12 protein-coding genes are annotated in these 16,265 nt (G+C 39.8%); 10 read left to right on the forward strand and 2 right to left on the reverse strand.

What is annotated here, in order from left to right; all coding sequences use genetic code 11:
- Window positions 1–31 precede the first annotated feature (31 nt).
- The 3 genes from ACH0AK_RS09260 to ACH0AK_RS09270 all read left to right on the forward strand — a co-directional run bounded on the left by ACH0AK_RS09260 (window position 32) and on the right by ACH0AK_RS09270 (window position 3,150).
- On the forward strand, window positions 32–1,213 hold the full coding sequence (locus ACH0AK_RS09260) for a nucleotidyltransferase (RefSeq protein ID WP_499796864.1): 1,182 nt from the start codon (window positions 32–34) through the stop codon (window positions 1,211–1,213).
- Window positions 1,214–1,311: 98 nt separating this feature from the next.
- Entirely contained in the window at window positions 1,312–2,031 is a 720-nt protein-coding gene (locus ACH0AK_RS09265; RefSeq protein ID WP_029594248.1) for a YebC/PmpR family DNA-binding transcriptional regulator, read from the forward strand.
- 480 nt (window positions 2,032–2,511) lie between these two features.
- Window positions 2,512–3,150 carry a hypothetical protein gene (locus tag ACH0AK_RS09270; protein WP_010735856.1) on the forward strand — a complete coding sequence of 213 codons (639 nt, stop codon included), beginning with the start codon at window positions 2,512–2,514 and terminating at the stop codon, window positions 3,148–3,150.
- Window positions 3,151–3,349: 199 nt separating this feature from the next.
- Here the strand turns inward: ACH0AK_RS09270 and helD are convergent, their stop codons facing one another.
- On the reverse strand, window positions 3,350–5,632 hold the full coding sequence (helD, locus tag ACH0AK_RS09275; protein ID WP_224434622.1) for an RNA polymerase recycling motor HelD: 2,283 nt from the start codon (window positions 5,630–5,632) through the stop codon (window positions 3,350–3,352).
- Window positions 5,633–5,828: 196 nt separating this feature from the next.
- Between helD and ACH0AK_RS09280 the strand changes: the two genes are divergently transcribed.
- The 7 genes from ACH0AK_RS09280 (at window position 5,829) to ACH0AK_RS09310 (ending at window position 15,136) form a co-directional block, all read left to right on the forward strand.
- On the forward strand, window positions 5,829–7,640 hold the full coding sequence (locus tag ACH0AK_RS09280) for a heavy metal translocating P-type ATPase (protein WP_023519423.1): 1,812 nt from the start codon (window positions 5,829–5,831) through the stop codon (window positions 7,638–7,640).
- Window positions 7,641–7,750: 110 nt separating this feature from the next.
- Window positions 7,751–7,930, forward strand: coding sequence for a 2-hydroxymuconate tautomerase (gene thmT, locus ACH0AK_RS09285; protein ID WP_002287649.1), 180 nt, complete (start codon window positions 7,751–7,753; stop codon window positions 7,928–7,930).
- A 324-nt stretch (window positions 7,931–8,254) separates the two neighbouring features.
- Window positions 8,255–10,189 (forward strand): threonine--tRNA ligase, encoded by a 1,935-nt coding sequence (gene thrS, locus ACH0AK_RS09290; RefSeq protein ID WP_019723795.1) that lies wholly within the window; start codon window positions 8,255–8,257, stop codon window positions 10,187–10,189.
- Window positions 10,190–10,348: 159 nt separating this feature from the next.
- The gene (locus ACH0AK_RS09295) at window positions 10,349–11,152 is read left to right on the forward strand and encodes an AraC family transcriptional regulator (RefSeq protein ID WP_137072133.1); all 804 of its coding nucleotides are present in this window, start codon (window positions 10,349–10,351) and stop codon (window positions 11,150–11,152) included.
- 42 nt (window positions 11,153–11,194) lie between these two features.
- Window positions 11,195–11,599 carry a VOC family protein gene (locus tag ACH0AK_RS09300; RefSeq protein ID WP_137072136.1) on the forward strand — a complete coding sequence of 135 codons (405 nt, stop codon included), beginning with the start codon at window positions 11,195–11,197 and terminating at the stop codon, window positions 11,597–11,599.
- 280 nt (window positions 11,600–11,879) lie between these two features.
- Entirely contained in the window at window positions 11,880–12,725 is an 846-nt protein-coding gene (locus ACH0AK_RS09305) for a MurR/RpiR family transcriptional regulator (RefSeq protein ID WP_010735849.1), read from the forward strand.
- A gap of 254 nt (window positions 12,726–12,979) precedes the next feature.
- Window positions 12,980–15,136 (forward strand): peptidoglycan D,D-transpeptidase FtsI family protein, encoded by a 2,157-nt coding sequence (locus ACH0AK_RS09310; RefSeq protein ID WP_041684181.1) that lies wholly within the window; start codon window positions 12,980–12,982, stop codon window positions 15,134–15,136.
- Window positions 15,137–15,290: 154 nt separating this feature from the next.
- On the opposite strand, the gene ACH0AK_RS09315 is transcribed toward ACH0AK_RS09310, so the two are convergent.
- Complete coding sequence (locus ACH0AK_RS09315) at window positions 15,291–16,100, reverse strand: Cof-type HAD-IIB family hydrolase (RefSeq protein WP_010735846.1); 810 nt, start codon at window positions 16,098–16,100, stop codon at window positions 15,291–15,293.
- Window positions 16,101–16,265: the final 165 nt, after the last annotated feature.

Raw genomic sequence — 16,265 nt, forward strand, 5'->3', positions numbered from 1 at the left:
TCTTTTTTACTAGGCGAAAGGAGAAAAGCGAATGAAAGTATGTGGCATCATTGTTGAATATAATCCCTTTCACAATGGTCATCTTTATCATGTCCAGCAAGCACGGGAACGAACCGGTGCCGACGTAGTGATTGCGGTGATGAGTGGCAATTTTTTGCAGCGAGGTGAACCGGCGATTTTAGATAAGTGGCAACGTGCAGAAGTAGCCTTGAAAAACGGAGTGGATCTCGTGGTTGAATTACCAATCGAGTGGGCAGTACAATCTGCTGATTATTTTGCTAAAGGAGCAGTTCAACTGTTGCAAAAATTAAACTGTGACTATTTATGTTTTGGAACAGAAGATGAAGCGACCTTCGATTATCAAGCATTTGGTCAATTTGTTTTGCACCATCAGGATCAAATCACCAAAGCATTTCAAGAGTTGCCCGATCAGACAATGAGTTATCCGCAAAAGATGACACAGGTATTCAAGCACGTCTACCCAGAAATCTCACTTGATTTTTCCTCGCCTAATCATATTCTAGGGCTGAGCTATGCAAAAGAAAATGCTACCTATGAACATCCAATGGAACTAGTTCCGATCAACCGTAAAGGGGCTGGTTATCATGATGAAGAGTTACCAAAAGAAACAATAGCCAGTGCCACAGCGATTCGTAAAGCATTAACGGAAAATCGATCGATTTCTGCAACAGTTCCCTCAGAGACAGAGAGATTTTTAAAGACAGAAAGTTTGCAAACTTGGACATCCTATTGGCCCTTGCTAAAATACCGTCTTCTTTCTTCCACCGTTGACTCGTTGCAAAAAATCTACCAGATGACGGAAGGTTTAGAGATCAGGATGTTAGAAGCGGCCAAGACAGCTAATACATTTTACGAGTTTGTCGAACAAGTCAAAACAAAACGCTATACGTGGACGAGGATCCAACGCCTGTCGTGCTACGTGTTATTGAATATCCAAAAAGAAGAGATGAGAGAGCAACAGATGCAAGAATACATCAATGTGTTGGGCTTTACAGCAGCAGGTAGAGCATGTCTCAAAAATAAAAAAGCCTTAGCCCTTTTTGTGAAAATCGGCAAAAAAGAAGCGCAAGTGGCAAAACTACTCGTTCGCAGTGATCAAATCTATCGCTTAGGTGGCGAGGTAGCGGAACAAGTATTTGGGCGAAAACCAGTCTTTATCGAAACGATCGAAGAGAAAAAAAGCTTCACATAAACCTGATTCACAAGTATAATGAAACAGGACGTTTTGTGTGTTCCCGCACGAATCAAAAAGAATCTATCCTATATCAAATCAGAAAGCGAAGTGAAACTATGGGACGTAAATGGGCCAATATCGTAGCTAAAAAAACAGCTAAAGATGCAAACAACAGCCGAGTTTATGCGAAGTTCGGAATTGAAATCTATGCAGCAGCAAAATCAGGTGATCCTGACCCACACGCTAACCAAAAACTACGTTTCGTCATTGAGCGCGCTAAAACTTACAATGTACCAAAACATATCATCGACCGAGCAATTGAAAAAGCAAAAGGTTCAGGGGATGAAACATACTCTGAATTGCGCTATGAAGGATTTGGACCAAATGGCTCAATGGTGATCGTAGACACATTGACCAACAACGTAAACCGCACAGCCGCTGATGTGCGTGCAGCATTCGGTAAAAACGGCGGAAATATGGGTGTCTCTGGGGCAGTATCTTATATGTTCGACAATACCGCGATTTTTGGTTTTGCCGGTGAAGATGCAGATGAGATCTTAGAATACTTGATGGAAAAGGACATCGATGTACGTGATGTCATGGAAGAAGATGGCCAAATCATCGTTTACGGAGAAGTGCCAGATTTCCACAGTATTCAAGAAGCACTAAAAGAAAAAGGCATCACTGACTTTTCAATTGCGGAGATCCAAATGATCCCTCAAAATGAAGTGACATTGACTGGCGAAGACTTAGAACAATTCGAAAAAATGATCGATGTATTAGAAGATCTAGAAGATGTCCAACATGTCTTCCATAATGTTGCTTTAGAAGATTAATCGAATAAAGCGGATAAAAGAGGTCGGAACAGAAGTGTTTAACCTCGAGAAATAAGGCGCCAGCCACGAAAATTGTTTTTCAAATTTTTGTGGCTGGCGCCTTATTTGTGAAGAGATACTTCTGTTCCCGCCGTTTGTTCAGTTTTAAGTGTTACGAGAGGATGAATGTCCAGACACTTTTTTATTTTCCTAAAAAAACAAACAGCTGTTATCCTGCTTAAAAAGCTAATGTCATGTTTTGCTTTCGTACTTTTATTTATACGATTTTTTCGGAGAAGAGAAAATATTGGTGAAGCTAAAAAAGAAGTATAGTCATACGATATGAAAGAAAGAGAACAAATACAGAGTAGTTAAATTAAAAATCCTGTGTTATTTGTTACAGTTTTTTTGTGATTTATTATCATTTCTATTTCAACCTGTGTTATTATTAAAGTATCGTGAGTAAACGAATAGTAATTTGATGTAGGCGGGGAAAGAATAATGGAAGCAAAAATTAATCTAGAGCCTTTCGAACGTATTCTAAGCGGTTACCAAAAAGTAGAAGAGTTGGCAGTCAATATCACCGATTGCTCAAAGCTTGCACAAAAATATGCACCTTATGGGGTAGAAGGCTATCGTTTAGGAAACTATATAGGCACAGGCTATTTGAATCGTTATCTAGAATGTATGGTTGATCGCGCGCCCATGCTGATCTATAAAAAAAAATATTTGATTCCATTGCTTTTTCGACGTTCTGACTCAGCATTTCAGTTGTTTGAAGAAGATTATCGGATGGAAGCTTTCTTTTTATTATTGGACTGGAGTCTGAAGCATCAACCAGAAAAGATATTGATCGAAACAAGTCAAAAAGTAGATACGAAAAAAGAAAAAGTCATTGATACAGCTTATTTGGCTTTTCGTGTATCAGAAATATTAGATAGTGGGGGTTACCCGATCAGTAATTTCCAAACAGTCGAACAATTTATGGATTGGAATCGTATTTATCGTCTGATCGATAACGGAGGGATTGGTCGCCATAGTAAAGTATTTGACCCAGAATATCCCGAAAATATCGAAGAATTGCGAATGATCGTCGCACTTGTTCGTTTGAAATACCCAAACACAGAATTGATGTTATGATCGATAGATGAATAAAAAGAGGCAGAGACAGAAGTGTTTAGCCTCGAGAAATAAGGCGTCATCCACGAAAATTGTTTTTTCAATTTTTGTGGATGACGCCTTATTTTTTGAAGAGGTTACTTCTGTTCTCGCCGTATATTCAGTTTAAAGTGGTGCGAGAGGACTGATTCCCCTGATGCTTTTTATTTTTAATAACGAATCAATCTAAAGCGAGAGACTCATGATTTTCAGTAGCCAATGCTTGTAGAAAAGAAGCGTCTTTCGCTGATGTAAATAGGATCAATTCATGCATGGCACGCGTACACATTGTATATAAGATTTGTTTGTCATGACCAGAATTAAAATGTGCATCATCGACATTCCATAAAAAGACTCGGTCAAATTCTAATCCTTTTGCTAGATAAGCAGGAAGAAGAATAATCGAACGTTTCATAAAATCAGATTCATCAGCAATCAATTGGACTTGATCTTTCAGGGATACAGGCAATTGTTCATAGAGTGCTTCACATTCAGCGATCGTTTTACCAATGATCGCGGTACGCCAATATTTTGCTTGCTCTTTCGTGTCAATGATCGTTTGTTCCAACCAGTTGATTTGGCTTGTAGATGAATCACTTTGGACGATCAACGGTAGGCGACCTTCACGAGCCGTTGTTTCTACAAGATTGTCGTGAGCTAAGAAATGATTGGCAAAATCAGTGATTTGCTTCGTGGAGCGATAGCTCGTCGTCAATTGGAATTGGGTCACTTCTTTCTCTGGGAAAAGCGACTCTAACGAACCAGTGATCGTCTCGTTCCCAAAAACATTTTGGTTCAGATCCCCACAAAATGTTAGATTGGCAGTTGGATAGATTGATTGCAGCAATGCGACCTGCGAAGGAGCAAAATCTTGCATTTCATCAATAAAAATATACCTTGCCTTTTGTGTGACTGATACAGGATGGATTCGACGCATCAATAGGAAGTACAAGACGGCGTCTTCCTGTGGCAATTCTCTTTTCCGTAAGTTCATTTTGACTTCTTGAAGATGTTCGTTCCAAGAAGTTTCGCTGATTCCATGTGCGGTTAACATCGTTTTAGGAATCGTTTGTAAAAAGTGAAGAAACTGTTTCGGTAAGTTGACGAATTGATAATGTAAAATTCCTCGGTGAACTTTACGGAATCTTTTTTTCACGATTTGATTCGTAAGTTTTTTACGCAATGATTTTTCTTTTTGTTCGGTGTATTCTAAATTTGGATCGGTTGCATATAGTTCTTGAAGTTGTTCTTCAGCAAGCTCTTTGACCCACTTCTGACGGGTTTCATCCTTTTGCAGACCGCCTAATTTTTTCAATAACTTTGTCTGTAATAAAGATAGACGTTGATGCAATGGAAGTAGTTCATTGGTTTCTTGGTACCATTTTCGGATCGCTTCTTTGGATAGGATCGTTCGACCATTGATTTTCATCTCACGGAACAATGGCCCAAAATCAGTGATCGTCTGGATGTAAGTCTCCAGGAGATCAACGAAAGTCAATCCGGATTTCAACGTTTTTATCGGGTCATCAGCACCAGAAAGGAAACCGACTTCTTGTTGTTCTTCTTCAGTCAACTCAAATTCAGGAACTAATTGCTGTAAATAATTTTTGAAGGTTTGTGTCGGAACACCACTTTCACCAAGAGATGGTAAAACAGTGGAGATGTAATCAGAAAACAGATGGTTTGGTGAGAACAATAAGACGTTCTCAGCATCTAGCCATTTCCGATTGTGATAAAGAATGAATGCGATACGTTGAAGTAATGCTGAAGTCTTACCGCTTCCAGCAATTCCTTCGATCAGCATCACTTTACTGTTGGTGTCACGGATAATGGCATTTTGTGCTTTTTGGATCGTCGACACGATGTTTTTCATGTGAGCACTTGATGCGTCATCCAAGATTTCTAATAGAAAATCATCATTGATGACTTCAGATGTATCGACCATGGAGACGATTTTTCCTTCAACGATTTTGAACTGTCGTTTCAAGAGAAGTTCGACGTCGATTTTTTCGACATCTGTTTCATAAAAAGCAGGGCCGATTTCTCCTTCGTAATACAGGTTAGCGATCGGTGCACGCCAGTCGATCACGATGGTTTCTTCTTCTGTATCTCTCAATGAGGCGATGCCAAGATAGAGAGTTTCTTTTTCCGTCTCTTCTTTGAAATCGATACGAGCAAAGTAAGGACTTTCTTTCATTACTTCTAATGTTTGCAGACGTTTTTGCTGAGATTCTAATGTATGGTATTTTAAAAGCAATTCTTGTTCATGTTGGCGGTATTCGACCACTGACTCATAAAAAGACTCGTTGGAGCCGCTACGTATTTTGTGATTAGCTGTTTCTTTTGTGGAGTCATTCATTTTTTCAGTCAAGTCGCTTAATTTGCGATTCAATAGGCGTTGTTCAAGTTGGATCATTTGTGTGGTTTCTTCCACATGCTGTTGTTCTAATTGTCTTTCATTCATTGCATCGTTTACTCCTTCCGCCGTAAATAACGAATTAAAAGTATAGCACAGTTTGACTAAAAAAGGTACACAAGTGAGTTAACTAAAAATAAACGCAAAACTACATGAGAGTGATAGTTGTTTTCATTTAGGGGTTTTTAGTTTAAATGGCTTTAGAGAACAGGTATTCTAAATGTGGAGAAAGGAGCTGAACGAAATGACACATTTTAAAAAATTTGCAATGACACTACTGATTGGAGCGGTGGCCCTCATCAGTGAGTTTATGTTCGACCATCCTCGCCTTGCGTTTATGATCATTGCTATCACCGGTGGCACACTCGCCTTCTTGATGTTTGTCGAAATGATCAAAACACTGCGTTCAGGGAAATATGGGGTCGATATTTTAGCGATTACAGCTATTGTTGCGACATTGCTCGTCAATGAATATTGGGCGAGTTTGATGATTTTGATCATGTTGACAGGTGGCGAAAGTTTGGAAGACTATGCGCAAAAAAAAGCAGGTCAGGAATTGCAATCCCTATTAGATAATACGCCAAGAACTGCCCATAAATTGCAAGGAGATCAACAACTTGATGTTGCGGTAGACACACTTGAGATCGGCGATCATCTGGTGATCAAACCAGGGGAAATCGTTCCAGCTGATGGACGAGTGATCATGGGGGAATCTACTTTTGACGAAGCGTCATTGACTGGAGAAGCAAAACCGATGAGCAAGAAAGTCGGTGATGAATTGATGTCCGGTTCGGTCAATGGGGACTCATCTGTCAAAATGGTGGTTGAGAAACGGGCAGAAGATAGCCAGTATCAATTAATTATCAAACTAGTAGAGGAATCGAAAGAAAAACCCGCACGTTTTGTCCGTCTAGCAGATCGTTATGCTGTTCCCTTTACTTTGATCGCTTACTTGATCGGCGGAATCGCTTGGTGGGCTAGTGGTGATCCTGTACGCTTTGTGCAAGTCTTAGTTGTAGCATCGCCATGTCCATTGATTTTGGCTGCACCTGTTGCTCTAGTAGCGGGAATGAGTCGTTCAAGTAAAAGTGGGATCGTTGTCAAGACTGGTACCGCTGTGGAAAAATTAGCAGAGACTAAAACGATTGCCTTTGATAAGACAGGAACAATCACCAAAGGGATGCTTGAAGTAACTGGTGTCGCTCCCGTTCAAGGGTTTTCAGAAGCGGAATTATTACGTGTGGCGGCGAGTGCGGAACAAGGCTCAGCCCATATCTTGGCCCGTTCCTTAGTTCAAGCAGTTCCCCAATTGTTGCCAGTCACTGATTTGAAAGAAATCTCAGGGCAAGGGATTACCGCTACGGTTGATGGCAGGCAGGTTAAAGTAGGGAATGCACGCTTTATTGATGTTCCAGAAGCTAAAACAGATACAACTGCGATCTATGTGGCGATTGATGAAAAATACGCCGGCACGATCTACTTCTCAGACACAATCCGTCCAGAAGCAAGTAAAACAATCGCTCGCTTGAAAGCTCAAGGCATCACCGACTTACTGATGGTGACTGGGGACGGTCGTACGGTTGCAGAAGCAATTGCCGAGGAAGTTGGCTTGACCGAAGTTCATGCTCGTTGTTTACCACAAGATAAATTAACGATTTTAACTAGTATCCCCAAAGAAAAGCGGCCTGTCACGATGGTAGGAGATGGTGTCAATGATGCTCCTGCCTTGACTGTCGCAGATGTAGGCATCGCCATGGGCGCACATGGCTCAACTGCTGCAAGTGAAAGCGCAGATGTCGTCATTTTGAAAGATGATTTAGAACGAGTAGCAGAAGCAGTGATGATTTCTAGAGAAACGATGAAAGTAGCGAAACAATCTGTTTTGATTGGGATTTTTGTCTGTGTCTTTTTGATGCTCGTTGCCAGTACAGGAGTCATTCCAGCATTGTTTGGCGCGATGCTTCAAGAAGTGGTTGATACAGTTTCCATTTTAAGTGCGTTACGTGCAAAAAAATCAGCGAAACAACAACCACATGCCATGATCACACAAAATTAAAGGCAAAATGATAAAAGAGACTTTTCAGCAAAATCTTTTTGCGGTATGATGCAAAGAGAGAAGCAATAGTTGATCAATACAAAAGTGAACGATGAAAGGAAGTTGAAAACATGCCATTCGTACATGTTGAATTAGTCGAAGGACGTAGCCCAGAACAATTAGAAAACATGATGAAAGATATCACCGAGGCGGTCCATAAAAATACGCAAGCACCAAAAGAACACATTCATGTAATTATCAACGAAATGAAAAAAGGCACGTATGGTGTCAATGGTGAATGGAAAAAATAAGTGAATTCGAGACTTGATTTTTTGAAATAATAGTGGTTAAATAAACACATAGATGATTGATGAGAAAGACAACTGAATTTGAGAGTCTTCGATAAGAGAGGAAAAGCTAGGCTGAAACTTTTCCAGGAGAAAACCAAAGGATGACCACTTTCGAAACCTTTGTTGAAACAGAGGCGGTCGTACCGTTATCACGCTTGAGGAATACGCATGTCGTATTCAAAATTAGGTGGAACCACGAATTTTTCGTCCTAGTATCTGTACAGATACTAGGACTTTTTTTATTGGTGGCGAGGCTAAAAACGGAAATTTAAAGGAGGAACCCCTATGATAAAAATGACATTTCCTGATGGTGCAGTCAAAGAGTTTGCGCCAGGGATCACCACTGCAGAAATTGCAGAAAGTATTTCTAAAAGTTTAGCCAAAAAAGCCTTAGCTGGAAAAGTGAATGGCGAACTGATCGACTTGAACCGCGGGATCGAAGAGGATGGCTCAATCGAGATTGTGACACCTGATCATGAAGACGCACTTGCTTTGATTCGTCATTCAAGTGCTCATTTGATGGCACAAGCCATGCGCCGTTTATATCCAAATATCCACTTTGGTGTAGGACCAGCAATCGATTCAGGATTTTACTACGATACTGATAACGGTGAGAGCCAAGTCAGTGCCGAAGACCTACCAGCGATCGAAGCAGAAATGATGGCGATCGTCAAAGAAAATTTGCCGATCGAACGTCGTGTGTTATCAAAACAAGAAGCATTAGAAATCTTTGCAAGTGACCCTTACAAAGTGGAACTGATCAGCGAATTACCAGAAGACGAAGTCATCACTGCCTACCAACAAGGAGAATTCATCGATTTATGCCGTGGGCCACATGTCCCATCAACTGGTCGTATCCAAGTCTTCAAATTATTATCTGTGGCAGGAGCTTACTGGCGTGGAAATTCAAATAACCAAATGATGCAACGTGTTTATGGAACAGCATTTTTTGATAAAAAAGCGTTAAAAGCGTTTATCCAAATGCGTGAAGAAGCAAAAGAAAGAGACCATCGCAAACTAGGAAAAGAGCTAGAATTATTCATGGTAGCTCCTGAAGTTGGCTCTGGTTTACCTTTCTGGTTACCAAAAGGTGCAACAATCCGTCGTACGATCGAACGATACATCGTAGACAAAGAAATCAGCTTAGGCTATCAACATGTGTATACACCGATCATGGGGGACGTAGAGTTATACAAAACTTCAGGTCACTGGGATCATTACCAAGAAGATATGTTCCCACCAATGGATATGGGAGATGGCGAGATGCTCGTGCTACGCCCAATGAACTGCCCACATCATATGATGGTCTACAAAAATACAATCCATTCTTACCGTGAGTTACCGATCCGTATCGCTGAACTTGGTATGATGCACCGTTATGAAAAATCAGGTGCGTTGTCTGGATTACAACGTGTACGTGAAATGACATTGAATGACGGACACACATTCGTTCGTCCTGATCAGATCAAAGATGAATTCAAACGTACGTTGGAGTTGATGGTCGCAGTTTACGCTGATTTCAATATTACAGACTATCGCTTCCGTTTAAGTTACCGTGATCCAAACAACACAGACAAATATTTTGACGATGATGCCATGTGGGAAAAAGCACAGATCATGTTAAAAGCTGCGATGGATGAAATGGAACTTGACTATTTCGAAGCGGAAGGAGAAGCAGCCTTCTATGGACCAAAATTAGATGTCCAAGTTAAAACAGCATTGGGAACAGAAGAAACATTATCAACGATCCAATTAGACTTCTTATTACCAGAACGCTTTGATTTAACTTATGTAGGAGAAGATGGCGAAAATAATCATCGCCCAGTCGTTATCCACCGAGGCATCGTTTCAACAATGGAACGCTTTGTGGCATACTTGACAGAAGTATACAAAGGCGCATTCCCAACTTGGTTGGCACCGATCCAAGCAACGATCATCCCAGTTTCAGTTGATGCTCATTCAGATTACGCTTATGAAATCAAAGAACGTCTACAAATGAAAGGCTTGCGTGTAGAAGTCGACGATCGCAATGAAAAAATGGGTTATAAGATCCGTGCCTCACAAACGCAAAAAATCCCATACCAAATCGTAGTTGGGGATAAAGAAGTGGCAGATGCAACAGTCAATATCCGCCGATATGGTAGTAAAGAAACTGCTGTAGAGGACTTGAATATCTTTGTCGATGCAATGGCAGAAGAGGTTCATAATTACAGCCGTTAAGACGAGTTAGCAAGAGAACCAACGCCTAATTTAATAAAAACAGGAAGGACAACAAAGAATTGTTCCTTCCTGTTTTTTTATGGGGCACTCATTACACACGTCAAAACGCTAGATCGTGCTAAAATAAATGTATTAGATAAATAAGGGGGAACGTAGAGAATGTATCAACCAATCCAACCTCATCATCTGTTTCATCAAGCATATGAAGAAAAAATACATTATAAAGAAACGGTTCTCCCAGTCTTAGCAGATGTCTTGGTGTGTATGTGGGAGTCTATTTCATTTGACTTTAGCGGTACGGTCACCGACGTGATCATCGCCGACGGTTGCATTGATTTGATTGTCAATGTTTTGGAGCAATCTGTTTTCTATACTGGTTCAAGTAAAACGGACTTCAACTTTCTCTCAAGTTTTCCCGAACACTATATTGGTTTTCGCTTAAAGCCAGGTGCTTTTTCTGCTTTCACTGGTCGAGAGGCAACAGCAGCGATGGATCAAGTGTTGTTCATTGAAGAAGTAGATGTTGGGTTTGATACAACCCATCTTTTTGCGCTCACGATTGAAGAAATGAAAGAATCGCTGATCAGCGATTTATCCGGATTAGCCAAATGTATCTCTTCGACGGAATACATTCAGTTATTTGAAAAACTATATATAAAAAAATTAGCTTCCCCACAAGCATTATACGAATATACGAGACTTAGTCCAAGGCATGTCCAACGGCTATTCAAAAAGCATTACGGTCTCACCCCACAATTGGCTCTATCGACCATAAAATTTCATCATAGTTTGACCATTTTATTAAAACAACCTGCTGATCGAAGGGAGCTTGTTGGAAATTATTATGACCAGTCCCATTTTATCAATGAGTTCAAAAAAAATATTGGCCTCACACCCATTGAGTTTGTTAAGTTGAGTGAGCAGCGAAAAATGTCGCTTCTATCCAATACGTTACTAACCTAAGTTGCTACAATAAAACTAACTTAAAAAAGGAGTGGTCGATAGATGAACTTTAATCAGGCAAAAATTGGATTGTTGATTCAAAAAGATTATGGGGAATGTTATGATTTTTACACAAAAAAATTAGGATTGGTTCCTACATGGGGAAATCGAAAAGGTCCGTATACGTCATTTGCTATGGCAAAAGGAGAACCTAACTGTTTTGATATGACGTCAGCAAAAGAAATGTCTTTGGTCAAAGGGTATATACAGTCTGCTAAAAATGGAATATCTGATACAGTGGTGATAATATTACCTACGAAGGATATCCAAAAGGACTATGCGAAGTTAACCGCAAATGGTGTCACTTTTTTAGGTGACCCTCAGAAAATAGAGGCTTGGGGAGGATTTACCAGTGCCTACTTTAGAGACCCAGAAGGCAATTTGTTTGAACTGAATGATGGGTATTAGTTTCTTTTTGGATGTTGCTTCTTTCTTTTTTTTTGTTTTTAATAGCTGATTCTGTGAAACTCCATAAATGATAAGTCAAAAGAAACCAAGATAAGGGTGTGACATGTTGCCACTTATACCTTGGCTTCTTTTTTTAGCGATTGATTTTTAGGAATAACAGTAATCGGTTGAGCAGGCAGAGAACAAAGGATATTCTCTATTTTCTTGTTTAGTATGAGAATTGTTTGCCTTTGAGTATGATATAATGACATAGACATTTAGAAAAAGGGATGTGTATGAGATGAGCGTAGTGAGTCGCATTGAAAGTATGATGAATGACTATTCTTCTGCCGAAAGAAAACTAGCAGATTATATCGTAACACATGTAGAAAAAATACCAACGATGACAGCCAATGAGTTAGCAGAAGCGGCGGGCCTGAGCGCTCCCACAGTTGTTCGTTTCTCCAAAAAACTTGGCTTTCAAAGTTTAACGGATTTTAAAATCACTATTTCCACCGAATTACAAGCAGGTATCGTGGAAGGATTCAGCGATATTGAACCAAATGAATCATTTTATTCAATCAAACATAAATTAGGGAATAATGCGCAAGTAGCGATCAAAGAAACCGTGGATATTTTAGAAGAGGAGATGATCCAACGTGTCGTTGAGCGTCTGGAAGAAGCACAAACAGTTTATCTATATGGTGTGGGCGCATCTTCTTTAGTCGTTGAGGATATCCTCCAAAAATGGTCTCGTGTAGGAAAACCAATCATTTTTGAAAAAGACATCCACGTCTTATTGCCACAATTAGTGAGTAATGAAACAAAAAAAGTGCTATGGCTTGTCTCTAACTCAGGAAACAGCAAAGAAGTGGTGATGATCGGACAGTTAGCCAAAGAAATGGGAATCGATATTATCGCATTGACTCAATTTGGAAATAACCGATTAAGTAAATTGGCCGATGTCGTTGTCCAGACATCAAGACCAAAAGAAATCACGAACCGAAGTGCAGCAACTAACTCATTATTGGCTCAATTTGCAACGATTGATATCATTTTTTATCTTTATATGGCAAAGAATGAAAAATTAACCGAGAAAGTCACTCAAACCAAAGAAGTGATCAAAAATTACGTCAAACAAAAATGAAATAACAGATGATAGTTTTCCACAATGTCATATTTGTTTCCATTGTTTCACAGTAAAAGAAAACTTTATTTTCAAAAATAACCATATTTTTTAAAGTTTTTTAGAATCCATTTGTGTGACACATTACTTGTTTGTGAAACAAACTAGTCTTTTTTGGGTCGAGAATTAAAGAATTTCTTGCGGATCAGGATTTTACTTTTTAATTTTGTTTTTTTTAGGTACAATGGAGCCTATAAGTAGGCGAAAAAGAAGGAATGATGAAAAGTTTTATGAAAAAAAATACAAATAATTCTTGGTTAGATCGAATAAAAAAAGGAACACAAGAACCAAAAAATAAAACGTTTCGACGGTCACATGTTCCCTTTCGTTTAAATTTCCTTTTTTTCATTATATTTACGTTGTTCGTGTCATTGATTGCTCGATTAGGTTATTTGCAGATCGTAAACAGTGAGGAACTAGAAGCAAAAGTCAAATCATCTTCGTCTCTAACGGTACAAGTAAGTTCACCCCGAGGCATGATCTACGATGCCACCGGGAAAGCTTTGGTGACAAACCAAGCCAACCAAGCAATCACATTCACGAGAGGCAGAAATATGACAGCGGAGGATTTGCTGAAAACAGCAAATACCTTGACACAGTTGATCGATATGCCAGTGGATGAAAATTTGACTACACGTGATAAGAAGGATTTTTGGTTAGCAGATCCCGATCATTTGAAAGCTGCGACTGAACGCCTATCGGCAAAAGAAAAAAGCTTGAGTACGAGTGAGCAATACCAAGCAACTGTAGATAAAGTGACAGATGAGGAAATCAATTTCAATGAGGAACAATTGAAAGCAGCAACGATTTTTAAACGAATGAATAATGCGTATGAACTGAATACAGTTTTCATCAAAAATTCTGGTGTTACAGATCAAGAATTGGCGATCGTGGCAGAACATGCATCAGACCTGCCAGGTGTTTCAACAGGAACTGACTGGGTACGCCAGTATAATGCGGCGGATTCCATAAAGAGTATTCTAGGAAGCGTAACATCAGAAAAACAAGGCTTACCTGCCGATCAAGTGGAAGAATTCTTGGCAAAAGGCTACTCACGTAATGACCGAGTAGGCCAAAGCTATTTAGAAAAACAATATGAAGATGTCTTGCAAGGCACAAAGACACAATATGAAATCACTTTAGATAACAATGGAAATGTCATCCAACAAAAAGAATTGTATGCAGGAGAAAAAGGATCGAATTTGATGTTATCGATCAATGCAGAGTTCCAAGCGAAGGTCGAAGAGATTCTTAGAAACAATTATCAAAAATTAGTCGATAATGGAAAAGCCCAATACTCACCAGGTGCGTATGTAGTCGCGATGAATCCTCAAACAGGTGAAGTATTAGCGATGACGGGTTTCAGCCATGAGCAAGGCTCAAAAGAGTTGACTGAAAATGCCCTTGGTACGATCACGAATGCCTTTGTTCCAGGATCTGTTGTAAAGGCAGGTACGTTAGCCGCCGGTTGGCAAAGTGGCGTGATCAGCGGTAATCAAGTATTAGTAGATGAACCGATTCGATTACAAGGCTCTTCAGAAAAAAGCTCCGTCTTCAATCGTACTGGATCTGTACCTTTGGATGTGGTCCAAGCGTTAGAGCTTTCATCAAATACCTATATGATCAAAGTAGCGTTGAAGATGCTAGGGTTAGAGTACGTACCAAATATGGGCTTACCTAGTCTAAGTGAAGAGGCACAAGCGTATGAACAATTGCGTGACGGCTTTAAACAATTTGGACTTGGAACAGTCACAGGGATCGATTTACCAAATGAGTCTGCGGGGATCTCACACTCTGTTGAATACATGAAGAAATTCAATGCAGACAACGGACAAGACTGGTTCACACCAGGAAACTTTACTGACTTGGCATTTGGCCAGTTCGATACGTATACCCCGATCCAGTTAGCGCAATATGCAGCAACAGTAGCAAACGGTGGAAAAAGAATCCAACCACGCATTGTCAAAGGCATTTACGGGAACGACGAGAATGGTAACTTAGGTGAAGTGAAAAAAGAGATGGAACCAGTTGTCGAAAATACAGTAGACGTGTCTCCTGAAGAGATGGCCCTTTTACGTGAAGGATTCCATCAAGTAGTCCATGGAACAAATAACTACACGACTGCTCGATCATTAGCAGATGCAAAAATGGATCTTTCTGCTAAAACAGGGACAGCCGAAACAGTCGCTGAAGGTCATCCCGATATCGTAACAGTCAATAGTAATATTGTGGCTTATGGACCAACAGAAAATCCTGAGATTGCGGTAAGTGTTGTCTTACCAAACCTGCTAGATGAAAAAGACCATATGAATTCGGTCATAGCCAAAGAAATCATGAATGCTTATTACGATATGTTCATGGCAAACAGATAACAGAGGTCAGAGCCGAAGTATTTAGCCTCAAGAAATAAGGCGCCATCCACGAAGATTTTGTGGATGGCGCCTTATTTTCGAAGAGCTTACTTCTGCTCCCTCTGTTTATTTGGTTTTAAGTGGTGCGAGAGGACGAATGCCCCAGACGGATTTTTTATAATGAAAGTAATTTTTCAAGGTAATTCGCCAAACCGTCTTCTTCATTTGTTTGTTCAGTGACATCGTTGGCTACGCCTTTTAGTTGCTCAGTCCCATTAGCCATTGCCACACCCCAGCCCGCATATTCAAGAAGTTCTAAGTCATTGTGTTCATCACCAAAAGCAATCACATCTTTTTGTTCGATCGATAGATAATTCGCTACTTGATGGATTCCTTTCGCTTTTTCGATCCCTTTTGAAACAATCTCTAGTATCGCCATTGGTCCACCCCAAGTCCTTACATCGACATGCTTCCCAAATTGACGTGTTAGTTCGGCAGAAACTTGTTCAGCATATTGTTTTTCTGTACGTACCAATAAGGACGTAGGGTTAGTTGTTAGATTTCGTGGAGACAGTAGGTTTTCTGGTTTAGGATTTGGTGAAGCAAAGAATTTTGCGTCAAAAAAATCAAAAGTATCGATAAAGAAAGTGTCGCGATTCTCCGCAGCAATAAAATCTAGATTCAATTGATTTTTTTGCGCTAAGATCTCAAAAACAATCTCTTTATTGATCAATGTTTCTTGTTCTCCAGCCCATTGTTGGTTTGGGATATGCACAAGCGCACCGTTAAAGTTGACCATCGGTGTTGTCAATTCTAACTGTTGATAATATTGATAACTCATTCGATAAGGACGTCCGGTTGCAATACTGACATGATGGCCAGCATCAATGGCTTTTCTCAATGTCTCTTGGGTTTTAGAAGTAATGATCGACTCAGGATTCAACGTTGTTCCATCCAAGTCGATCGCAATCAATTTTTTGTTCAATGCTGTCATTCCTTTCAAACAACGATTTGTTTCAGTCTAGCATATTTCAATGAATAAACAAGGTACAGATCTTTCTGAAAAATAAATGCTTTAAAGCAAAAATAGAAAAGAATCAAACCAAATTGAGCTAAAAACGAACATTAAAATATAAAAATGACATTTCAT

This window comes from Enterococcus pernyi (assembly GCF_045371165.1).
Classification (GTDB): Bacteria; Bacillota; Bacilli; order Lactobacillales; family Enterococcaceae; genus Enterococcus_B; species Enterococcus_B pernyi.